The 21,931-nt window shown below is 53.6% G+C and carries 17 protein-coding genes and 3 pseudogenes; 12 read left to right on the top strand and 8 right to left on the bottom strand.

Annotated features, from left to right (window positions below; all coding sequences use genetic code 11):
• Positions 1 to 7 precede the first annotated feature (7 nt).
• Positions 8 to 439: a VOC family protein gene (locus ABLN94_RS18840; RefSeq protein ID WP_352995348.1), complete on the bottom strand. Its 432-nt coding sequence runs from the start codon at positions 437 to 439 to the stop codon at positions 8 to 10.
• Positions 440 to 524: 85 nt separating this feature from the next.
• On the opposite strand from ABLN94_RS18840, the gene ABLN94_RS18835 reads away from it, so the two are divergent.
• Complete coding sequence (locus ABLN94_RS18835; RefSeq protein ID WP_352995345.1) at positions 525 to 1,421, top strand: LysR family transcriptional regulator; 897 nt, start codon at positions 525 to 527, stop codon at positions 1,419 to 1,421.
• Positions 1,422 to 1,636: 215 nt separating this feature from the next.
• Here ABLN94_RS18835 and ABLN94_RS18830 read toward each other — a convergent pair.
• A pseudogene (locus ABLN94_RS18830) lies at positions 1,637 to 1,887 on the bottom strand (tyrosine-type recombinase/integrase); the annotation flags it as partial.
• Positions 1,888 to 1,967: 80 nt separating this feature from the next.
• Between ABLN94_RS18830 and ABLN94_RS18825 the strand changes: the two are divergent.
• Positions 1,968 to 2,650: pseudogene (locus ABLN94_RS18825) on the top strand (IS6 family transposase).
• A 164-nt stretch (positions 2,651 to 2,814) separates the two neighbouring features.
• Here the strand turns inward: ABLN94_RS18825 and ABLN94_RS18820 are convergent.
• Positions 2,815 to 4,131, bottom strand: a complete 1,317-nt coding sequence (locus ABLN94_RS18820; protein ID WP_352995343.1) for a SagB family peptide dehydrogenase — start codon at positions 4,129 to 4,131, stop codon at positions 2,815 to 2,817.
• Positions 4,132 to 4,157: 26 nt separating this feature from the next.
• Here ABLN94_RS18820 and ABLN94_RS18815 point away from each other — a divergent pair, with 26 nt between their 5' ends.
• From ABLN94_RS18815 to ABLN94_RS18780, 8 genes and pseudogenes are all read left to right on the top strand, one after another.
• Positions 4,158 to 5,462 (top strand): cytochrome P450, encoded by a 1,305-nt coding sequence (locus tag ABLN94_RS18815; RefSeq protein WP_352995340.1) that lies wholly within the window; start codon positions 4,158 to 4,160, stop codon positions 5,460 to 5,462.
• Positions 5,463 to 5,606: 144 nt separating this feature from the next.
• Positions 5,607 to 5,837: a hypothetical protein gene (locus ABLN94_RS18810; protein WP_170496466.1), complete on the top strand. Its 231-nt coding sequence runs from the start codon at positions 5,607 to 5,609 to the stop codon at positions 5,835 to 5,837.
• 14 nt (positions 5,838 to 5,851) lie between these two features.
• Positions 5,852 to 8,122, top strand: a complete 2,271-nt coding sequence (locus tag ABLN94_RS18805; RefSeq protein WP_352995337.1) for a TOMM precursor leader peptide-binding protein — start codon at positions 5,852 to 5,854, stop codon at positions 8,120 to 8,122.
• A 23-nt stretch (positions 8,123 to 8,145) separates the two neighbouring features.
• Positions 8,146 to 8,667 carry a hypothetical protein gene (locus tag ABLN94_RS18800; RefSeq protein WP_352995334.1) on the top strand — a complete coding sequence of 174 codons (522 nt, stop codon included), beginning with the start codon at positions 8,146 to 8,148 and terminating at the stop codon, positions 8,665 to 8,667.
• A gap of 104 nt (positions 8,668 to 8,771) precedes the next feature.
• The gene (locus ABLN94_RS18795; protein ID WP_352995331.1) at positions 8,772 to 9,995 is read left to right on the top strand and encodes an FAD-dependent oxidoreductase; all 1,224 of its coding nucleotides are present in this window, start codon (positions 8,772 to 8,774) and stop codon (positions 9,993 to 9,995) included.
• Positions 9,992 to 11,305: a tryptophan 7-halogenase gene (locus ABLN94_RS18790; RefSeq protein ID WP_352995328.1), complete on the top strand. Its 1,314-nt coding sequence runs from the start codon at positions 9,992 to 9,994 to the stop codon at positions 11,303 to 11,305. Before ABLN94_RS18795 ends, ABLN94_RS18790 begins: the two co-directional genes overlap by 4 nt.
• A gap of 7 nt (positions 11,306 to 11,312) precedes the next feature.
• Positions 11,313 to 16,871 carry an AAA family ATPase gene (locus ABLN94_RS18785; protein ID WP_352995325.1) on the top strand — a complete coding sequence of 1,853 codons (5,559 nt, stop codon included), beginning with the start codon at positions 11,313 to 11,315 and terminating at the stop codon, positions 16,869 to 16,871.
• 106 nt (positions 16,872 to 16,977) lie between these two features.
• Positions 16,978 to 17,409 (top strand): annotated as a pseudogene (locus ABLN94_RS18780) (IS6 family transposase); the annotation flags it as partial.
• Here the strand turns inward: ABLN94_RS18780 and ABLN94_RS18775 are convergent.
• Positions 17,349 to 17,615, bottom strand: a complete 267-nt coding sequence (locus tag ABLN94_RS18775) for a hypothetical protein (RefSeq protein WP_352995322.1) — start codon at positions 17,613 to 17,615, stop codon at positions 17,349 to 17,351. The pseudogene ABLN94_RS18780 and the gene ABLN94_RS18775 sit on opposite strands and share 61 nt — an antisense overlap.
• A gap of 32 nt (positions 17,616 to 17,647) precedes the next feature.
• On the bottom strand, positions 17,648 to 17,845 hold the full coding sequence (locus ABLN94_RS18770) for an antitoxin VbhA family protein (RefSeq protein ID WP_352995320.1): 198 nt from the start codon (positions 17,843 to 17,845) through the stop codon (positions 17,648 to 17,650).
• 67 nt (positions 17,846 to 17,912) lie between these two features.
• Between ABLN94_RS18770 and ABLN94_RS18765 the strand changes: the two genes are divergently transcribed.
• Both ABLN94_RS18765 and ABLN94_RS18760 read left to right on the top strand, forming a co-directional pair.
• Positions 17,913 to 18,170: a ribbon-helix-helix domain-containing protein gene (locus ABLN94_RS18765; protein WP_352995317.1), complete on the top strand. Its 258-nt coding sequence runs from the start codon at positions 17,913 to 17,915 to the stop codon at positions 18,168 to 18,170.
• On the top strand, positions 18,160 to 18,504 hold the full coding sequence (locus ABLN94_RS18760) for a type II toxin-antitoxin system RelE/ParE family toxin (protein WP_352995314.1): 345 nt from the start codon (positions 18,160 to 18,162) through the stop codon (positions 18,502 to 18,504). Before ABLN94_RS18765 ends, ABLN94_RS18760 begins: the two co-directional genes overlap by 11 nt.
• Before the next feature lie 411 nt (positions 18,505 to 18,915).
• Here the strand turns inward: ABLN94_RS18760 and ABLN94_RS18755 are convergent, their stop codons facing one another.
• From ABLN94_RS18755 to ABLN94_RS18745, 3 genes are all read right to left on the bottom strand, one after another.
• Positions 18,916 to 19,197: a hypothetical protein gene (locus tag ABLN94_RS18755; RefSeq protein WP_352995311.1), complete on the bottom strand. Its 282-nt coding sequence runs from the start codon at positions 19,195 to 19,197 to the stop codon at positions 18,916 to 18,918.
• Positions 19,198 to 19,809: 612 nt separating this feature from the next.
• The gene (locus tag ABLN94_RS18750; RefSeq protein WP_352995308.1) at positions 19,810 to 21,123 is read right to left on the bottom strand and encodes an HlyD family type I secretion periplasmic adaptor subunit; all 1,314 of its coding nucleotides are present in this window, start codon (positions 21,121 to 21,123) and stop codon (positions 19,810 to 19,812) included.
• 3 nt (positions 21,124 to 21,126) lie between these two features.
• A complete protein-coding gene (locus ABLN94_RS18745) occupies positions 21,127 to 21,648 on the bottom strand; it encodes an ATP-binding cassette domain-containing protein (protein ID WP_352995408.1) in 522 nt (173 codons plus the stop codon).
• Positions 21,649 to 21,931: the final 283 nt, after the last annotated feature.

Genomic DNA, 21,931 nt, shown 5'->3' with positions numbered 1-21,931 from the left:
TCAGGGTTCAACCGTGCGTATGCTCGGCGATGAGTTGCGCGACTGAGGGACCGGGGCCGACGAACTCCAACACATTGCGGTCCAGGTCGCGTATGAAGATGGTTTTGGTGCCGCGAAATTCTCGACGGCCGGTGATTTCGATGCTGTTTTCGATGACAAAGGTTTCGGTTGCTTCGGCGTCCTTCACCTTGACGGCCAGGTGGGTGATGCCTGGGTATTTTTTGGCCTCGTCCATCAGGACGTTTTCGCCCGCTTTTGCGGTTGCAGGGCCGAGCAAGTTGATGTTGATCCCGGACGGGTGCAGCATCACCAGCGGATGGCCTTTGTCATAGCCACCGTCCGCGATCATCTGGAACCCCAACAACTCATAGAAGGCGACGGATGCATCGCGGTCACTGATACGGATGCCGATGTGATCAAAGTTTTTGATGTCCAACATGATTTGGCCTTTCCTTTGCTTGCAACAAAGGTAGCTATGCCTGTATTGAACTTTAATAGCTCAGTTAGAACAGCATTTATTCCACATGGATCACAATAAGGACCTTTTTGGTGGCATGGTTCTGTTCTGCACAGTGGTGGAGCAGGAAGGAATGAGTGCGGCCGCAAAACTGTTGGGCCATACGCCCAGCCATGTCAGCAAAGAGATCGCGCGGCTTGAAACGCGGCTTGGCACCCGGCTCTTGAACCGGACAACACGCCGGATCAGCCTCACCGAATCCGGGCGCATATACTATGAAAACGCTTGCCGGATTGTGGATGACACCCGTGCGGTGCAGAACCGGTTGCATTCGGTCGGCGACCGGCCATTTGGGGAGCTGCGGATGAGCGTACCTGTTGTTTTCGCCCACGGATGGCTGAACGACTGGCTGCCCGAATTTCTCCAGCGTTACCCCGAAGTTGATCTGAACATCGACGTGTCCGAGCGCCGCGCCGACATGGTCGGTGAAGGTATCGACTTGCTGGTGCGCATTGGTGATCTGCCCCCGTCCGATCTGATCGCTCGCGAGATCTTTCGCACACAGGGTCTTACGGTGGCTTCCCCTGCTTATCTGAAACGATACGGCACCCCACGCCACCCCGATGATCTAAAAGAACATGATCTGATTGATTTCTCGTTTCACGGGATCACACAAAGCTGGACCTACCCAGGACCCGACGGAGAAGTGATCACGGTGCCAATCGCTCCACGTGTTCGATGTAACGACGCTCATACCGAAAAGGTGCTGGCCATTGCCGGTCGTGGGATTGCCCGACTGCCAGAGCTTTCCTGCCAGGCTGAGCTGGATACAGGAACCTTGGTAGCGATTTTGCCCGAATTCCGCCCGCCCTCGATCGGGGTTAACGTGATCTATGCCAGTCGCGATAACCTGCCCGCCAAGACCCGCGCCATGATCGATTTTCTGGTCGAAAAGAGCGGCTGAGGTCAGGTCCCGCAGGTGTTCCAATCCCAACCTTGGCAGCGAGCGGCCCGCTCGTTATTAGTTTTGTCCGTTGCCGCAAAGTCCGGTTTGCCCAACCGCAGCATAGTCTACTTGCTCCACGAACGGCAGCAACGGGCCGTTTCCACGACGGCCCACAGACATTAGATTTCGTTGGCTTCAGCTATGGCCGACGCGTCCTCAAGCTCCACACCGAGTTACCGAATTGTGCTGTCCATCTTTGCATGACCGAGCACGAGTTGCACCGCGCGCAGATTGCCCGTCGATTTGTAAATCTGGGTGACCTTGGTTCGCCGAGTTGAATGAGTGCTGTAAACGCACGCCTTCAACCCAATGGAAGTCACCCAATCACGAACAAGCCGCGCGTACTGACGGGTGGGGATATGCAGACGCTCATGAAATCGCCGGGCCACAGAAATTCTGAGCCAATCTTGAGTTCGTCTTCCAGGTTCTGTCGCAAACTTTGTTCCCATCTGTCAGACTAAGTGTCGTTTTGGTAGCGCTTGCTTTGAATAACAGGAGCAGACCGTGACAATCTCATTCAAGGGTGCACACTTTCCGAAAGAAGTGATCTTGTACGCTGTTTTCTTCTATCTACGATACGGGTGTCATATCGGGATCTGGAAGAAATCATGGCAGAACGTGGCGTTGAACTGGATCACGCGACCCTGAACCGCTGGGTGGGCAGATACGGCGGTCTTGTAGCTGATGCTTCACGGTGCAAAAAGCGTCCTGCCGACCGATCATGGCGCATGGATGAGACTTATGTGAAAGTGAAGGGTGAGTGGGTTTGTCTCTATCGCGCCATCGACAAACACGGCAAGACCCTGGACTTCATGCTATTCAAAACGCCGGAACAAAGCTTCCGCAACAAAGTTCTTCGCTCGTGCGCTTGATGTGAACGGTTTGGCACGGAAGATTGTCATCGACAAAAGCGGGGCCAACACTACTGGCATCAAAGCAATAAACAAGATGCTGAAAGGCTTAGGTTGTCCGGTACCGATTTAGATAGTCAGACGGAAATACCTCAATGACATCATTGAACAAGACCATCGATTCATCAAACGTCGGATCAGGCCCATGTAGGGTTTCGAGTCTTTCTCTTCAGCTGAATTGCCCTGGCCGGTATCGAATTGATCAACATGATCCGCAAAGGTCAGTTCACACCCGGACTCTCTCCGTTTCAGCAGTTTGCTCAATTGGCAGGGTAATAGACCCGCCTGCGCCATCTCTTCAGCCTTCAAAGGAATTTGCGACAGAACCTGGTGAATGAACAGCTGGAAAAGCTAACGCTAAACTTCACGCTCTATGTACTCTTGTTCAGTTGCCAATTCATTGGGTGTTAAAATGAGAAGTTTGCGAAAGATTCAACAACTCATTCACTTGACCCAATAATCATTTCTCCAACCAAGGGCGTATCGTACACATTTTGCCTGATGACTTTTGCGAAGGCCAAAGAGTTTGCGGTTCCCAGAGGGCATGCCGCTAACTTCATTGCTTCGCTCGCGAGTTGAACATTTTGGTAAACGGCGCCGACCTCTTTAAGGGTCAATGAGTATGCCAAGTCGCCGTAGGCGGTTCGAGTGATCGCCATGTCCGAAGATAGCAGAAGCAGAATTTGCGTGTGAGAAGCACAGTTCGCTGATGCGGCGGCGTCTTCCAAAAGGCCCTTGAGAGCGCGAGTGAATTTGGTAACCATTGTGAGGCCGTGACTGGCAGCATCGTAGGCATAAAGTCCAGGCACCAAACCATCGCAACGATTAACCAGAAGATACGTAGTCAACGAATATAAAGCACCACCACTGGGATAAGAGCGGTGACCATTCTCTTGGTAGAAACATCGGAAAAGCAACTCGTTAAGCTGCGCAAGATTGATCGGTGTGCGGCCTTGGTCGCGTCGACTTCTGCGACTGCGGGACACCAGAAAATGCGGCGGGTCGCTTGCGATAAGATCCGCTACATTTGGAAGCGGCAGCGCGATGTCCGGAATATCTTTGGCTGCCTGTCTAAATGTTTGCGGCTTCCCCGTTTTCCCAAGTTTAGTCCTTGTGAAACCGAGGCGTGTATGGCTGTGGAACAGCACTTCGTGCATAGGCGGTTGAGTTTTTGCAGTGCCGTCCAGCAAATCGCACCACGCAAAGAGCCGCATCAATGCCTCGAAAGCGTGGAGTTCAAGACCCGGCACGCAGTTTGTGACCTGCGTAGCCTCCACCCCCTCGGACAACTTGAAAAGCAATGGACCTATCTGTGGGTCCAGCAAATTCACGGTCGCCCAACTACCTGGGACCAGTGCTCTGAACCCCTTCTTTTCAGGCTGAAGCAGCGTTTGGGGAGACAGTCTGAAAGTTTTTCTCGGTTTGAACGTTGGAAGGCCAGTCTCTGGTGCGCGCTGTGGCACACAAACCGAAATAGCCAGAGAATTCTGTATGACAAAACGGCACAGAAAGCCGCGTTGATCCAGGCGAAACAGGAACGCCGCGCAGGCATCCGCTGCATCTGGATTTGGGGCGAGGCAAGCTGTCAAAACCGCCTCACTCACACCGCCCTGAGCGAGCTTTCTGGCGAGGGTTACTTCGGACCTGTCGGTAATAGATATCGACCCGCTTGGGCTGCGCAAATTCACACCTTGATCTGCCTCGTCCAGCAGAATGTCAGGTGCCAGCCCGTATGCCCAGATGTCCGGCTGGTCCATTACTCACTTCCTTTCAGGGTATCAAAGTGACGTTGCCACCCGGACCAGTGGACGCGCAGAATGCGCGGCTCAATGCACGATTTTTTGGGCGCAGTCCGCTCGACTTTCTTAGCCACTTGTCGAACACGTTCGGAGACGTGTCGAGTTTTGATCTGGGTGCCGGACCAATCGTTTTTGTGCATGATGCTGACCTTGTTCGGACGCTCTTTCGCTTCCACGAGGCGGATCTGCGCAAGCCAGTTTTCTTGCGAGATTCGAATGCTGGGCATTGGGGCGATGGGCTGACAACACTGGACGATCCCGAAACCTGGCGTGCGCGAAGGCAACTCTTGCTGCCGCTCTTCCGCGCCTCGCTGCGCGCGCCTCGATTGTCTGTTGCGGCAGAGCTCGCTGAGGCCATCACAGCGCGTTGGCAGGACGGAGAACCAATTGATCTGGTTCATGAGGTTCGGGTGTTGATCAGCCGCATCGCACTGCGCACAGTTTTGGATGCTGACCTTGAGGGCCACAGCGATGGTCATGGCCGCAGTGGTTTGGTCCCTTACCTCGAAGGCTACGGAGAGGATTTCACCGCCACCATGGGCAGTGGCGAAAGAGCAGTGCAGATGACACGCCCTCGGGCACCCAGCAATATGGATGGGGTTCTGGCCATCATCCGTGCTCGCTTCGATAGCTTTGTTGATCGGGGTGATGTTCTCTCGGCCTTGGTGAAAGCACATCAAATGGCTCCCGAGGTTCTTTCCAAGCAAGATGTCGTGAGCGAAATTATTCAGATGCTTTTTGCTGGCCACCTGACAATGCCTTCTGCTTTGACGCATTTCTGGTACGACATTGCCCGCTATGGGCTGGACAGGAAATTGGCTCATGAAGCAACGACGCTTAACAATGCCGAGCGTCTCAGCATCGCAACGCTTGGCACAAGCCGCACGATGGCGATATTGCGAGAGTCGATGCGCCTGACGCCGCCGGCGCCAATCCTGTACCGTGAAGTGGCACGCGGCTTTCGAGTGCGTGAATATCAACTGGATGAAGGGCTCGGAGTTTGGGTCTGCCCAGGTCTGCTGCATCGGGATCCTCGTTACTTTTCGCAGCCTTCTGAGTTTCAACCCAACCGCTTTGCCACAGGTCGCATTCCGCCAGTTTCGGCCAAAGCTTATATGCCTTTCGGTGCCGGTCCAAGAGTTTGCATTGCGGCCGCCCAATCCTTGTCGCAAATGGCCGTCATCATTCAATCAATTGCTCGAAATTTTGAGTTGAAACCCGTATCCGGAACGACCAACCAATTCGATGTCCTGCGTCGGCCTGGCGCCCAAAACTACCGAAATTCGTGACGTATGCGCGTTTAGTAGACTAACTGTTACTTCAAAGATCCAATCACAACTTGATCGTGTCTTTTTCCTGTGTGAAAAGGTTAAGAAAGTGTAGCAATGCTATGTAAATGTATAGACGAAAATCAACCGAGGGAGGAATCTTACATGACGGCACCGACGAATGAGGACTGGGGAAAGATGCACGCGAAAGCCTGGAAAGACCCGGAATTTCGGACGTTGCTCGAGCAAGACCCAACATCCGCAGTTAAGGCATATGGCGAAGAAATCGGCAAGACTTTCACACAGATCGTAAATGTCGGAGACAGACCCGACAACGTACACGATGATGATCTTCACGAACATGATACCGCCGTTGCGCCACCGGCCTGCTGCTGAGGGCACGCGCCCTCATGTATGACAGTGCCATCGCGGCACCCCGGTTCAAATCCAGCATCAAGGCAATCGTAGTTCCTGAAGAAGGTTTGTATCTGTTCAGCGAACATGGTCACGTCTGTCTGAAGGGCATAATATTCTCCGACCTGGCGCCTTTGCTGGACGGAACGCGCTTGGTTGAAGACATCTTCGAGCAACTGTGTCAGATCCATGTCAGTGCCGACGTGCTTTCAGCTCTGGACCTGCTCAAAAAGCGTGGCTTCTTGGCCGAAGACAGTTTGTCGATGCCACACAGCCAGCAGGCCTTTTGGGAATTGGCCGGTGTAAACCCTGCAAACGCCGCAGAGCGTCTGGCAAACACTCCGGTCGATGTCTCCTGCATCGGTCAGGATGGCGCCTACATGCGCGAGGCTCTCGAAAAAAACGGTCTGCGCGTTGTTGATCGCGGCGCGCTGACTGTGATTGCCACCAATAACTATCTTGCCGCTGAATTGGCCGAGTGGAACAAGCGGGCCGTTGAGGAAAATCAACCATGGATATTGGCCAATCCCGGCGGCCTTCAAAGCTGGCTGGGTCCTACATTTGTTCCCGGCGAAACCGCCTGCTGGGAGTGCCTTGCGCATCGTCTGCGATGGCACCGCCGCGTTGAAACCCATATTGGTAAGCTTTCAGGTCTGGCCGACACCCGCCTGGCACCAAAAGCCAGCATTGGTACTTCGCCAGTTGCGGCGATGGCGGAACTCGTCACCGAAGTGACGCGTTGGATCGGTGTTGGCGGCCCATCGGTGCTGGCGAACCGGGTGATCAGCACGGATCATCTATCAATGGAACGGAAAAGCCATACACTGACGCGCCGACCTCAGTGCCCCGTATGCGGTGACAGTTCTGCCTTGGCCGAGATAACCCCGCGACCAATTCTGCAATCCCGACCGAAAGTGCACGGCACCGATGGCGGGCACCGATCCTGCCGCCCGAATGAAATACAGGCTATACTGGAGCGGAATGTAAGTCCGATAACCGGTATCGTTGGATCTCTGGCCCCAGGTGTTCGTAGTAGTCCTTCCGACCAAGGGGTCTGGAGCACGCCGACCTATTCCGCCGACCACAACTTTTCAGACTTGCATGATACACGGTTTTTCCTTCGCGAAGGACTGCGGCGGCGGTCAGGCGGCAAAGGTCGTAGCCCGGAGCAGGCTCGTATCAGTGCGGTGGCTGAATCCCTGGAACGCTATTGCGGTGTGTTTGATGGCACCGAGCCGCGCCGTCTTGCCCGGCTCAAAGACCTCAACGCGCCCGTAATTCTGCCAAACGAATGCCTAGGCTATAGTGCGCAACAATATGCGGATCGTGCCGAGCATAATCGCAAAGATCACAAAGCATATTGGGTTTCCGAGCCTTTCGATCCGGAAGCCGAAATAGAATGGACGCCGCTATGGTCGCTGAGTGATGGCGTCATGCGGTATCTGCCGACATCAATGTGCTATTTCGGGTATCACGGACCAGGCCCCAACTTTGGACGTGCGGATTCCAACGGCTGCGCCGCTGGCGGCACCCTAGAAGAAGCTATTCTGCAAGGCTTGCTGGAACTGATCGAAAGAGATGCCGTCGCGATTTGGTGGTACAATCGGTTGACCCGCCCCCGCGTGGATATTGCAAGCTCCCGTGACACATACGGCCAAGAACTTCTAAGGCATTACTCCCAAATACATAGAACACTGCGGGTGATAGATGTCACAAGCGACATCGGTATACCGACCTTTGCGGCGATCTCGGGAAGAACGGACAAGGTTGAAGAAGACATCATTTACGGGTTTGGCTGCCATCTCGATCCCGAGGTAGCTCTGTCGCGGGCGCTTACGGAATTAAACCAGTCTCTGGAAGCCGTTCCAAAGCCAGGCGGCGCAGCCGCCGAAGTAACTTATCTTGGCAGTTCTGATGCGATCAATTGGTGGCGTACGACGCGGCTGTCGCAAGCGGAGTACCTTGTCCCTGACGACAGTCAAGCGATGTTGACGCTGGCTGACTTGGGAAGTCTGGCAACTGACGACGTTCTTGCGGATGTTGAGATTTGCGTTTCTCGCTTACAGGCAAACGATATCGATGTGCTGGTTCTCGACCAGACACGGCCAGATGTGAATTTCCCGGTCGTGCGCGTTGTGGCCCCAGGCCTGCGCCATTTCTGGGCCAGGTTCGGACCTGGGCGCCTTTATGACGTGCCCATACGTCAGGGATGGCTTTCTACGCAAACGCGCGAAGAAGACCTAAACCCACACGTTATACAATTTTGACCCATTGAATGAGGAATGCGGAGATGACCAGCAGCAGCTATTTCGACTATGCCCGCCCTTTCGACATCATGATCGGAATGTGGACGGGCCATTCAATCGTTTATGACAACAAAGGGAATTATCTCTACACCGGGCCCAGCATCCTGACGATCGACTGGAAAGAGCCGGGAAAAGTCATGCATTACCGGCAGGAAGACCTTGGAAGCCTGGACGAGTTGATACAAGAGCACGAGCACGGCGAAGCGCTCAAGGATCTGTTTGTTCTGCGTGAATTTGAGCTTCAAGTCGATGGCAAGTCCTGCGAGTCGATCACCGGTGACATAAAGGTCCACGGTGTTGAGAGTTCCCCCGGAACCTACCTGTTTCATCTCAACTTCCCGACTGGGGACTACTATAACAATCAGTACTTCCTCAATCCCAATCAGCGCCGCATAATCGGTCCATTCGTCCCGCGCGATGCAGATGGAAAAACCGACGGTTTCCAATTTGTCGTGTCGCAAACTTTCGAGCGAATTTCCTACGACGTTCCCGAAAACGCGTTCTGATCCAAATGCCAGAGCCAGCAGTCCCACAGCCAGCCAACTCGCGAATGGAAAGTGCACATGCACTTGTCATCGGGGGCGGTATCGCAGGACTGCTTTGCGCAAATATGCTGAAGGACCGTTTTAGCAAAGTAACGGTTCTTGAGCGGTCGAATTATGCGCAACCCTCAGATAGCACACCCGCAACACGTGCCGAAGTGCCGCAAAGCCACTGTCTGCATATGCTTATGGGAGCTGGCGCCCTTGCTTTTGACGAACTGGTGCCCAGTTGGCGCGCTGAATTGATGGCACGCGGGGCAGTGCCTTATGACGTGGGCTCCGATGTTGCCATGCGGGTGACCTCAGGTTGGTTGCCGCGTGTAGAAACCGGCATAACTCTCTACGGCGCTTCACGCGGCGTCATCGAAGCAGCGCTGCTTTCGGTGTTGCGCGAGGCAGACAATGTCAGGATTCAAACGGGGCAACGCGTTATCGGCCTCGAGGTTTCGCAGGATGGCGCGCGCGTCTGTGGTGTGAGACTTAAGTCGACCACCGGCGGCTCCGATGTTTTGGCAAATGCGGACGTGGTCGTCGATGCCAGCGGTACCGCTTCGCGTTTGCCGCGCTGGCTCGAAACGATTTATGGAGAGCAGCATCAGATCGCTCGGACCGAGATCGCACCGGGTCGGCAATATGTTTCGCGTTGGGTGCGGCTTGCGCCCGATCAGACCCCGGGCTGGCAAGGACTTGCGTTGGCGCCGATCCATGTGTCGGGCGGACGTGCGGGGATGATGATGCGCGCCGAGAAGGACCTTTGGGGGGTGGTTCTGCAAACTCCCGAAGGTGTCCCACTGCCGGCCGATGATCAGGCCTTTCTTGCATCAGTGGCAGCGTTACCAGACAGAAGTCTGTACGACGTTCTTGCACGCGCCATGCCGGTAACGCCCCTGCACCTGTTTGGCCGCACCGCTAATCGCCGTCGCCACTATGAGGATTACCCTTTCTGGCCGGGCAACCTGTTTGCGATTGGCGACAGCGCCTGCGCACTTGACCCCTATGCCGGTCTGGGAATGACGGCCGCTGCGCGAGGTGTCCAATTGCTCCAACGGTATCTGGATCATTCAGACCGTGCTGCAGCATCCTTTCAGTCACAGCTTGCCAAGCACAACCAGTGGCCATGGATGATCGCGACGGGTGATTGGACGCATGGTGCGTCAAACCCCGGTATGGCAGATCAGATTGACAGCCTTACACGGGCTGCACCTTTTGACCCCGAACTGGCCATACTGTTGCTGGAACTCCAGCATATGCTACGCGCACCGGAAACACTAACGAACGAGGCTGTTGCATGAAAATTGCTGTATTGGGCGGCGGAACAGCCGGATTCATCGCTGCGGCCCACATGACCCGATATTTTCCAAAGGCCGAGCTTTGGCACATATACGATTCCCGCATTCCGACAATCGGAGTGGGAGAAGGAACGACCCCACGCTTCCCCCTTTGGCTGGACGAGGTCACTGGCATCGGACCAGACGAGCTCCAAATGCGTTGTGGCGCCACGGTAAAGCTGGGGTCGCACTATGAAGGATGGGGATCACGTAGCATCGATTTTGTGAACAGGTTTCAGCCGCCGCGTCTTTTCGGATATCACTTTGACGCCGGTCGTGTGACAGGGGTCATTGCTGATCACGTACAAGCGAAGCAGCTTGATGCCCGGGTTGAAACCCTTGAGACTCAGCCCGTTGGCGTTACGATCGGATTTGAGGACGGCAGCCAACTGGACTGTGACTTTGTGTTGGACGCGCGTGGATTTCCCGCGGGAGCCTGGGCGCAAGCGCCTGAAGATCCAGAAATCATCCGCATGGATTGGATACCCACTGGCCGTGCGATGGTCCGCCGTCTGCCTCCCAGCACTGAAACCAGTATGTCCCGTTTGATCGCTCGGCCGCATGGGTGGGTGTTCCAAATCCCTTTGCGCGACTGGACCTCTTGCGGGTACGTATTCAATCCCTCGCTCAGCAGCGACGAAGACGTCTTGGCGGATTTCGACGCCTTTCTCGAAGATGAGCAGGTTGAACCCACGGAAATACGCGTGCGCGTCAGTTTCCCGAATTTCATGCGTCGAAGCTGGTTTGACGGCCGAGTTTTCACCATTGGCAACGCGGCATCATTCGTCGAACCACTCGAGGCCACTGCCATCGGTGCCACGATCATGCAGGTTCGCAACGCGCAACGCTGGATGGCGGAATACCACCCCCAAAGCGCGCCAGATATGGGCGCCGTGGACCACGCGAACCAAACCATGCGTTCTTATGTTTTGCGCAATTCTCTGTTCATCGCCTGGCACTATGCGTGCGGATCACGGTGGGATAGCCCATTCTGGAACCTGGCCGCCCGCAGCCTTGAGCGCGCGAGCAAACATAAGTACCTGACAGGTCATGTGGATGCGATGACCGATTTTCTGGAAGTTGGGCGCGACTTGCCCGGCGCACAAATCGGGACCTGTACGGAACAAGAACGATGGGTGCGGGAGATATTGCCAAAGCTGACTAAATTCATCCCGTTTGGCAACTTTTCAGAGCTTAATTTTGCGCAAGTTGGCCATGGCATAGGATACTATGGTGCAAACAAAAAGTCGGTAGGTGACAGCGCAAATGGATAACATGAACATGTCTTTCGTCCCAGGCTTCCAATTGTCCGAGCGTCTTTATGAAAGCACCAATTCGTTTGTGTTCCGAGCAGCGCGCGACTCTGACGGTGAACGCGTCGTCATCAAAATCCTCAAAAGCGATTTCCCCAGCGCCAGCAGGCTTGCGCGCTTCCGCAGCGAATTCGAGATTACCAGCAGCCTGAATCTTCCGGGTGTTATCCGGGCGCAGGAACTGCGTCGTCATAACAAATCGCTGATGATGGTACTGGAAGACTTCGATGGAATTTCTATCGCGGATCTGTTGTCTGCGCGAGCGCTGTCACACGAAGAGTTCCTTGAGACGGCCATTCAGATCGCTCGCACGGTTGACGGAATTCATCAGGCGCGTGTCATCCATAAGGATATCTCACCTCAAAACGTGCTCATCAATCCGGGCACAGGTGAGGTCAAACTGATTGACTTTGGCATTGCAACGCAGTTTTCAACCGAGCATCCGGTCCTGAAAAGCCCTGAGGTTCTGGAAGGCACCTTGTTCTATGTTTCGCCTGAGCAAACCGGGCGCATGAACAGAACGCTTGATCATCGCACTGACTTCTACTCAATGGGTGCAACGTTCTACGAGATGTTGACAGGTGTACCGCCTTTTGAAGTTGACGATAAGCTGGAACTTGTACACTGCCACGTTGCCCGCGAACCCATACCTGCCCATCGACGAAATCCGGACGTATCGCTAGCGCTGTCTAGGGTTGTCGAGCGTATGATGGCCAAAAAGGCTGAGGATCGCTATCAAAGTGCCGCAGGTATCATCGCCGACCTTGAAGCCGTGCGTCTTGGTGTCCATCTCGACCGGTTTGAACCCGGTCGGAAGGATCGCAGTGAGCGATTCACAGTTCCCGAACGCCTCTACGGTCGCGACCGCGAAGTGCGTACATTACTGGAAGCGTTCGAAAGAGTGCGTCAGGGACCAGCGGAAATGATGTTGGTCTCCGGTTATTCGGGGGTGGGCAAGACAGCGTTAGTGAATGAAGTCCATAAACCGATTACCCGAGCGCGTGGTTACTTCATCAAGGGCAAGTTCGAACAGTTCAAGAAAAATGACCCCTATTCGGGATTGACGGTCGCCTTACAAGATCTGGTTCGGCAATTGTTGACCGAAAGCCAGACGCGTCACGAAACTTGGCGCAAGGAACTCAACGAGGCTTTGGCTCCTAACGCATCGGTCATTCTTGATGTTGTGCCGGAGCTTGAACTTATCATCGGGCCACAGCCCGAGGCACCTGAACTGGATGCCGCAGAGGCGATGAACCGGTTCAACCAAACCGTTCGCCAGTTTTTGCGGGCGCTATGTGCTCACGACCGTGTGGTTGTGCTGTTTCTGGACGATCTTCAATGGGCCGACAGCGCCACGCTGGGACTTTTGAAGGTCGTTTTAACCGACGATCAGATCGGGCGGCTGCTGTTGATCGGTGCCTATCGCAGCAACGAAGTAAACGCGATGCATTCGATGTCGCGAGCACTGGATGCCGTCGAGGAGGCCGGCGGACGCCTGTCCAGCCTGCCGCTGGCCCCGCTGGGCATGTCTGACGTCGCAAATTTGATTGCGGACACGCTCCAATGCGACGCGTCGCAGCTTTTCGATTTGGCACAACTCGTTGTGCAAAAGACCCAGGGCAACCCGTTTTTTACGCGGCAGTTTCTGATGGATCTGCACCATGAAACGCTGATTGCGCAAACGACGGATAATTTCGATGAACCCGCGAAATGGACATGGGATATTCCGGCCATCCGCGCAGCAAAGATCACCGACAATGTCGTCGACCTCTTGTTGGAGAAACTGCGCCGGTTAGAGCAAGACACGCAATCCGTCCTGCAAATTGCGGCCTGTATAGGTAATCGTTTTGACATCGACACACTGGCGCTGATCTTACAGATCGAACTTCAGGAAGCCTTCGAATGCCTGCTTCCGGCCATTCAGGAAGAGATGATTCAGCCTCTATCCGACCTAGTCGTGACGGAAATGGACAACGCCCTGTCCCCGCTTGTGGTACGAGAGTTTGCGTTTCAACACGACCGTGTTCAACAGGCCGCTTACGGTCTGATCAACACTGATGGTCACAACAGCATACATCTTGCTATTGGGCGCGAGCTTAGGGCTCGGCTGACACCGGAAGAGCTGAATGACCGAATTTTTGAGGTTGTCGATCAACTCAATATCGGCCGAGACGGAATGGAAGACCGTGCCGAACAGGTGGATCTTGCGCATCTTGACCTGATTGCCGCGCGCAGAGCCTATGACTCTGCCGCTTACGACGCCGCACTGTCCTTTGTGAACGTCGCTTCCGAACTATTGGGACCGGACAGCTGGGGCGAGAACTATGAGCTGATGTTTGAAGCTCAACGCCTGTCCGCAGCGCTAGAATATCTAACCGGCAATTTCGAGCGATGCACCGAAATTGTCACTACAACGTTGGCACACGCACGAACTGACCTTGAAAAGGCCGAAATCTACTTCACGCGTATTGCGCAGCATACTTTGCTGATGGAGTTCGACGAAGCCATCGATGCAGGAATCAAGGCTCTGGGGTTTGTCGGTGTCCAGATGAGCCTCGACAATCTGGAGGAGGCCGGCCAAAACGCGATCGGCCAGGCTGCGGCGATGCTTGGGGCCACAAACCCGGCGGCGCTTTTTGACAACCCGGACGTCGACAGCCCTGAAATCGCGCTGGCACAACGCAGCTTGCGGCACCTGACCATTGCGGCTTTCCTGAACAACCAAGAGCTTTTCCCGCTAATTGTCGGCACCTCGGTACAATTGTCTTTGAAGCACGGTAACGCGCCGGAATCTGCACTGTTTTTTGCCAATTTCGGCCTAATCCTCGGCGCGTTCATGGGCAAGTACCGCGAGGGTGCGGCATTCGGTGAGCTGTCCTTGCGGCTCTGCGACAAATTTGGTGCACGTGCCCCGACAGCAACTGTGTGTCTGGTTACCGGCGTGGAGCTCATCCCGTGGGTGCAACATGTACGTAATGCGATACCCGTGATCGAACGGGGTTATCGCGAGGGGATGGATTCAGGCGACATTCTTTGGGCGGGTTATCTGGTAATGTACCGCGTCGTAATTGACAGTTTCGCGGGCAAACCGCTTGAAGAAATACTGGATGCAATGCCCGCCCAGTTGGACGCCCTCCAGCGGGCGCAAAACCACGGTGCCGCGGCAGGAATAAATGCATATCGGCTGGTGCTTTCAACGCTGGCGGGACGTACGCAATCCAGCACGAATTTTTCCACCGAAGATCTGGACGAAGCGACGTTTCTGGCAAGGTGTGAAGAGAACCAGATGTCAATGGCCATCTGTTTCTATAGAATTCTAAAAGCCCAAGCCCTTTATGTGTTCGGACGACCGCAAGAAGCGCTTGCTGAGACGCGTTTGGTGGAGCCGATCCTCAGCTTTGTCGTCAACCACCCCTGCCTTGCCGACCACCTTCTCTATCAATCGCTTTCGATCGCCGCGATTCTTCGGGATGGCAAGCCCGATCCCGATATGCAAAACCGTCTGGAAGCAAATCACGAAAGGCTGAACCAATGGGCGGAGTCCGGTCCGGACAACTTCCTGGCTAAAACCCTTATGGTGAGGGCGGAAATTGCGCGCCTGAATAGCAATGATGCAGATGTGCTAGACCTGTATGACGCGGCCATTGACGCAGCACAGAGGGGACGCTTTCTGCAGGATGAGGCCCTGGCGTGTGAACTGGCCGCGCGTTACGTGATAAACCGTCGACCCAATGCAAGGATCGGCTTGATGTACCTACGTGATGCGCGGCATGCCTATCGCCTTTGGGGTGCTCATCGCAAAGTAGAGGAGCTTGAGCTGGAGTTTCCTCAGTTGCTCACGGAACATCGTGATCGTCGCGCGACCACGCAACAGCTCAACGAAAGCTATTCCGCAACCACCGAAAAAGCGACCAACCAATTCCTCGGGCAGGATCTTGACCTGAATACGCTGCTGAAAGCGGCGCAGACAATTTCAGCGGAAGTGGTAGTGGGGCGGCTTCTGGACCGGTTACTTGGAATCCTGATCGAAAATGCCGGTGCCCAACGCGGCGTGCTTTTACTTGCACGTGGTGACGCACTGATGATCGAGACAGAAGTCAGCGTTACTTCCGAGGGAGGTACACTCCAGACACCCGTACCTCTCGATTCCGACCAAGGATCCAGAATTGTCCCGACCAGCGTAATCAATTTCACGGCGCGAACGCACGAGGTCGTACTGGTGGACGACGCTCAGCTTGACGAGCGTTTCATGGTTGACCCCTACGTTCAGCAAAACGAAACGCGTTCCGTTCTGTGTCAGCCTATCCTCCACCAGAACGAGTTGATTGGCCTAGTCTATCTGGAAAACAATCTGGTGAGTTCGGCCTTCAAACCGGAACGAGCGCAACTGCTGTCGCTGCTTTCAGGACAGATTGCCGTTTCAATGCGCAATGCTGAGATCGTTGAACATCTGGAAGAAAAAGTTCGCGAGCGGACTGAGCAGCTTGAGGTTCACGCAAAATTTCTTGAACAGACGTTCGGTCAGTTTCTCGCCACGGAAGTTGTGGACCAGTTGTTGAAATCGGCGGATGGGGTGGACTTCAGCGGGAAGAAAACCACGGTTACCATGTTGATGTCAGATCTGCGGGGGTTCTCGACCCTCTCTGACGAGTTGCCGCCGGAGAGCATTGTGGCAATGCTGAATACATACCTCAGCGAAATGACCAACGTTATCCAGAAATACAATGGCACGATTGATGCCTTTATCGGCGACGCGATCTTGGTGGTTTTTGGTGCGCCCTTGCAACGACCCGACGATGCTGAACGAGCTTTGGCGTGTGCGTTGGAAATGCAACAAAGGATGGGTTGGGTAAACGAATGGAATCTCAGAAACGGTTTCCCTGAGATTGAGATGGGAATCGGACTGAACACTGGTGAAGTCGTTGTTGGCAATATCGGTTCAGACAAACGCGCAAAATACAGCGTTGTGGGTAGCACAACCAACCTGGCTGCCAGAATCGAAAGCTACACCGTCGGTGGCCAGATCCTGATCGCAGACAAAACGCGCGAAGCCGTCAAAACGCCACTTGAACTAGGAACGATGCGCACGGTCGAACCCAAAGGTGCTGGCAATCCTTTGAAGCTTCATGAATTGATTGGCATGGGTGGTACCTATGCGATCACCCTTTCTTCGCAATCTGTCGAAATGGCTGAAATCGACCCACCCCTTGCGCTCTCGTACAGAACGGTCGTTGGCAAACAGGTCGTGGGTGAAGCGCAGGACGGCCAACTTCTGAAGCTTTCTTCCGTCGAAGCGTGCATGCAAACCAAGACAGCACCAAAACCTTTCAGCGATCTCCAGTTTCAGATCGAGTGGCAAAACGGCTCTGAAAGCACTCTGATTCTCTACGGTAAAGTCCTGGATACGCGCGACGACAATGGTTGTTTTACGGTGCGCTTTACTGCAGTTCCTCCTGATGTGCGTTCAACCCTTAGTGATATTTTTGAGAAAAATAGAAGTTTTCGAAAAAAGTTCCCGAACTTGTAAGATTGGGGCGGAGAGTTAAGTCCGGTGACGCGGTTTAGCGGACACATGGTGGTCCTATTAGAAGAACTTGTCTTGAGGGGGCAGGGGGTTTTCTTAGCCTCCATCAATTCATAGACGATCACCATTCAAGTACGTCAAAATCAGTCCCGAAGTTATCCGCTTGGCGGTGCTGCTGTACGTTCGGTTTCCACTTTCGCTGCGAAAGGTCGAGGACCCGTTACATGTACGCGGTATCGAGGTGAGCCACGAAATGGTGTGGTACCGGTGGAACCGGTTAGGCTCAATGCTTGCATCGGAAATTCGCAGAAAGCGGGTTCAGCAATTGTGGGAATACTCAAAATCGAAATGGCACGTTGACGAAGTGTTTGTGCAGATCAATGGCAAGCTACACTACCTGTGGCGCGCTGTAGATCACGAAGGCGAAGTGCTCGAAGCCCTTTTCACCAAACGTCGAAACAAGCGGGTAGCATTGAAATTTCATAAGAAATTGATAAAGCCACATGGCACAGCGGCCGAATTGATCACGGATCGCTTCGCATACTCATGGACATTCGCTTCATAGCGAAGTGTGACTGAGTCGTCCGGATTCCGTGTCGCTTCCACTGTTCTCATCAGCCAGGGCTCACTCAAAGCGATCGGATAGCCGCTGCTATTGATGATGAGTCCGTGATTTTCACACAGCTCAGCATAGCCCTTCAGAAAGGCTGCGATGCGATCATTCGTTATGCTCATGGGATCAGCCATCTATCTTTCGCTTTGCTAAAACCTGACAACTCTTACCAACCGCCTTTCGGATGAATCCGAAGCAACTCTGCATCGAGTTCCTCGTCGGATATCTCTCCGGTGATGTGGCGTTCTTGTAGGGCCAAAAATTCTGGAGAAATCATGCCCTTTTCAATCCGTACAGAGGCATTTGCCTGACGCCAGTTCTCACGGCGTCTGTCTTGCTCTTCTTTCGAAATTGAACCGGCCATACCCTGCTCTCCTGTTGACGGCAACTCACCACCCCTCCATGCTACTCAGTAGTACAGGAGGGCTAAAATGAGTGTCAAAGCATCTATTTCTCTGACGGAATCTCAAGATGCCTATGCACGTGACCTGGTCGCACGCGGTCACTACTCCAGCCTGAGTGCCGTTCTTCAACATGGGCTTGAATTGTTGCGTGAGCAATCGCAAAACACTGAAGCGCTAAGAGAGCTTCTGAACCAGCGTCGCAGTGGCAACTTTGTCAGCTTGGATGAAGGCAAGAAGCGCACCAAAGATATGATCGCGCGTAAGCGGGCTGAGCGTGGTCTATAGGGTCGTTCGCGCAGAAGAAATCGATGCCGATCTCGATCTCATTTTTGACTATCTCGTTGAAGCCGCTGAGCACTTCGGTGAAGATCCCGAGTCTGCTTTTCGTCGTGCAGAGAAGCGCGTCATCGAGATCGAACAAAGCTTAGAAGATCTCATCAAGGTTCCACATCAGGGCACTCTCCGGCCGCACTTTGGAGTGGGTGTACGGAATGTCACCAAGCACAAAGCGATCACCTATTTCGACGTTGACGATGAAAGGAAAGTCGTCCGCGTGCTCGCCGTTTTCTACGGTGGACAGTGGCACGACGCGCACATTCTGCTGAGACTTTTGTCGTGACAGTAGCGCACCCATTTGACGCGCAAAAACACCAAGCCTTTGAACTCATATACGCCGGAAGGTGTCGGTGGGGTCGTCAATAAGACGCCCCGCTCCAAGTTACAGCCAGAAAAGTTCTACGGTGTGATCAATACCATCGGATGACATGATTTCAGTGAAGTGGCGCGTCACGGGAGATCAGGGAATAGTAGTTTTAAGTTCTCGGATTGGGCTATCGCTTGAAGAACTTCATGAGCGGACAGGGTTTCAGGAGAAACCCTGTCCGCACGCTCTGCTGTTAGGAGCTTGAATCTTTCACGAACATCCCGGTCGTGGTCTTTATAGAATTCTTCAGTTTCGTATTGAACGTAAAGGGTTCGCTTGGTTCGATCGCCTTCTCTCTCCGAGATCACCCAATTTGGCCACGCTGGTCTATAAGACTGTTCCAGCAGGGAGTTTACGAAACTGGCGAGCTACACGCCTTTCGTGCGCGCGCTCTTTTTCTTGTTCTTTCCACAATTGCTCAAGTTTCTCGGCAGATTTTCGAATTTCTGGATCTCGGGCCCGCGCAAGAGAAATGTCTTGAGCCAAGGCCAGGAACATTCCCCCGAAAGCACTTTTGGCTTCGTCGCTCACATCTCCGAAATTGGGAATATTGGTTTCGACAAGTTTCTGCTCCTTCTGCGTCAGAGAATTCAAAGGCGTTTTGGGCACGTGTGCCTATGGCATAAGATTCATCACTTTGCCCAACACGGGTATTTGATTCGCCAAAAAGTCGAGAGCTTTCCGCTCGCAGGTTGGTTTATCGGAGTATGCACAGAAAATATTGCACTTCCAGAATTTCTCTTTTTTACTGCGGAGTAATCTACTGTTTGGTTCTTTCTTTTGAGTACGACATGAACACGTTAGTGCCATTTTCGTATGTAATGCCAAGGTCAAGAACCCATTCCGCGATCTTTGTAATTGCTCTTTCTACTTTCCAGTTAAAAGTTTGTTCCGGATCAAGAACAATTGGCTGTTCATACCATTAATGCAGAGAATACTCGTGTTTAGTCATTTTGTGGTCCCAAAGTTTTGCACCAGGCTCAGATCAGGTGCATTGCTTCGCCCGACGGGCTCATCCGCGCCGGGTCAGTGAGGACTTTGGATCAACCAAATTTAATCCAAGGAAATTCGTGCTAATTTGTACAACCATTTCGATTCCAAGAAGCCTGTGCGAACGGCTTTTCTTTCCGAGAGAGTCAACAAGGGACATTCAGCCGAAAACGCAAAAGCTGTCATAGAAAGCAAAGCGTTCTTATCGAAAAATTAACATAATTACTCTTATCACTCTTCTCGAAACGCTTGATTCACCTGATCTAGCAGAGGTTTGGACAGGTAGCTCAGTACAGTGCGGTCCGAGGTCGTCAGATATGCTTCTACCGGCATACCCGGAACCAGTTCCTGATTCCCAAGCCAGGCAAGCTCTTCAGGTTCAACTGACACGGTCACCCAATAGAAAGACAGCCCTGTCGCTTCGTCAACGGATGTTGAGGCAGAGATGCCGGTCACCGATCCCCGCAACTCAGGCGTCGTCCTTTGGTTGAATGCTGGAAACCGTACATTCGCAGGCTGACCGATATACACTTGGTCCACTGCAGAGGGATCAATCCGGGTGCGCAGCACAAACCCCTCGTCTAATGGAACGATCTGTAAAATCAAGCCGCCAGGTGATACAACGCCACCCACGGTACTGAACTGCATTTCGTGCACCCGGCCGCTGTTCGGAGCACGAATATCGACCCGATCAAGCTGTTTGCGTGTGGTCAGAATCTGTTGCCGCAATTCCTGTATCGAGGTGATGGTCTCTCGCAACTGAGTGACCAACTCTTCTTTTGTTTGGCGTTGGCCTTGAAGAAGCTCCAGTTCGGTATCTCGGACAGAATTTTGTATGCGCGCAAGTTCCGATTTATGCTCAGCGATCTGACCCAACAGGTCCGCTTCGTTGCGCTGCAAAGACCTGAGTTGGCTGGCCCTTGAGAGACCTTTGTCTGTAAGTGTTGTCTGTGCCGCGATTTCTTCATTGATGTAGGTAAGCTGGCGCTCCTTAGCCTCGATTAACCCGTTCACCCCAATTGTCTGGTTCTCAAACTGTCGGATTTTCTCCGCAAGCTGCTCCTTCCGACCATTTTCCAGTTCAATACGAGCCTGAAATATCTGTTGCTGCCCCGCTTGATGGACATGGACAGCTTCCTCGGTCAGTAAAGGATCAATCTCAGCAAAGGATATCTCGGTCAAATCCAATTGCTCCGCGAGAAGTCGGTCCCTTAAAGCCATAGCCTCCGACAAGCGCGTTCGATAGATCGCCATGTTCGCCTTAAGAAGTGTATCATCAAGCTCTATGAGCACATCACCCTGCTCGACCTGTTCCCCATCGCGGACGTGGAGTGTTTCGATGATCCCACCATCGAGATGCTGAACGGCTTTGGGTCTGCCCTGAACCTCAACCGATCCTTGGGCTATTATGGCACCGCTGATCTCGGTGGTATTGGCCCACCATGTTCCTCCGGTTAGCAGTGTAACTGCCGCTGCCATCCCCAACAGGCCCGGCCAGCCTGTTGACGTCTTAAGCTGAGGCCCCTGCCCTTGCATTGCAATCATCACTTATACACCTTCGACGGATGGTGCCGGTTTGCTCTGCGGCGGTCGCACCGTTTTTTGCAGAATTTTTTCTTTGTCACCGAACTCAGCAACGCGTCCAGAATGCAGTACCAGCACCTTGTTGACGGCCGAAATCGCACTGGGTCGATGTGCCATGACCACAACGGTGCTACCACGTTCGCGAAGTGACACGATTGCTTGCGACAGGGCGTCATCTCCCGCAGCGTCCAAGTTTGAGTTGGGCTCGTCGAGGATGACGTAGCGCGGCTTTCCAAAGATCGCTCGGGCAAGGCCAATACGTTGCAGCTGTCCACCAGATAATGGGGCTGATCCAAACCCGAGTTGAGTTGCATACCCGTCCGGAAGCTGCAGGATCATCTCATGCACGCCAGCGATGCAGGCCGCCTCAATGACGTCTTCATCTTGCGCATCGCCGTCAAAGCGGGCGATATTGTCGCGAATGGTGCCAGCCAACAGTTCCAGCTTTTGCGGAAAATACCCGATCTGCCGTAGCTTCGTGACAATTTCCTCTGGCTTGTGTCGCTTGTTTCAAATCGTGAATCCTCCGTTTTCCTAAACATAACGGCGGACCACTTCAATTGGGGGAGGATCAGTAACGACCAGGCTTGCATTCAATTGCCCCTTATTATCTCCAGGTAGCAGCTAAATCCAAGTAACGAGGTCGCGATGTCACCGCGTTGTCATTTCAATTTCGCCTGGAAAATCATTTTTTTGACCGCCTTCGGAATAACCCACAAACTGACATGTCCCTTTGGAGATTATTGTGAATTGTAATAATTCACGCCGG

Source organism: Ruegeria sp. SCP11 (assembly GCF_040329455.1).
Taxonomy (GTDB): domain Bacteria; phylum Pseudomonadota; class Alphaproteobacteria; order Rhodobacterales; family Rhodobacteraceae; genus Ruegeria; species Ruegeria atlantica_E.
Note: the sequence above shows the minus strand (reverse complement) of the source record. Positions and strands in the feature narration are given on the sequence as shown.

Bases quoted from the DNA above. Each gene is read 5' to 3' on its own strand.
- ABLN94_RS18795 (WP_352995331.1), top strand. From the start codon at position 8,772: ATGCTGAAGGACCGTTTTAGCAAAGTAACGGTTCTTGAGCGGTCGAAT.
- ABLN94_RS18770 (WP_352995320.1), bottom strand. From the start codon at position 17,845: ATGGCCGGTTCAATTTCGAAAGAAGAGCAAGACAGACGCCGTGAGAAC.
- ABLN94_RS18835 (WP_352995345.1), top strand. From the start codon at position 525: ATGGATCACAATAAGGACCTTTTTGGTGGCATGGTTCTGTTCTGCACA.
- ABLN94_RS18765 (WP_352995317.1), top strand. From the start codon at position 17,913: ATGAGTGTCAAAGCATCTATTTCTCTGACGGAATCTCAAGATGCCTAT.
- ABLN94_RS18840 (WP_352995348.1), bottom strand. From the start codon at position 439: ATGTTGGACATCAAAAACTTTGATCACATCGGCATCCGTATCAGTGAC.
- ABLN94_RS18775 (WP_352995322.1), bottom strand. From the start codon at position 17,615: ATGGCTGATCCCATGAGCATAACGAATGATCGCATCGCAGCCTTTCTG.
- ABLN94_RS18820 (WP_352995343.1), bottom strand. From the start codon at position 4,131: ATGGACCAGCCGGACATCTGGGCATACGGGCTGGCACCTGACATTCTG.
- ABLN94_RS18800 (WP_352995334.1), top strand. From the start codon at position 8,146: ATGACCAGCAGCAGCTATTTCGACTATGCCCGCCCTTTCGACATCATG.
- ABLN94_RS18785 (WP_352995325.1), top strand. From the start codon at position 11,313: ATGTCTTTCGTCCCAGGCTTCCAATTGTCCGAGCGTCTTTATGAAAGC.
- ABLN94_RS18810 (WP_170496466.1), top strand. From the start codon at position 5,607: ATGACGGCACCGACGAATGAGGACTGGGGAAAGATGCACGCGAAAGCC.
- ABLN94_RS18750 (WP_352995308.1), bottom strand. From the start codon at position 21,123: ATGATTGCAATGCAAGGGCAGGGGCCTCAGCTTAAGACGTCAACAGGC.
- ABLN94_RS18790 (WP_352995328.1), top strand. From the start codon at position 9,992: ATGAAAATTGCTGTATTGGGCGGCGGAACAGCCGGATTCATCGCTGCG.
- ABLN94_RS18805 (WP_352995337.1), top strand. From the start codon at position 5,852: ATGTATGACAGTGCCATCGCGGCACCCCGGTTCAAATCCAGCATCAAG.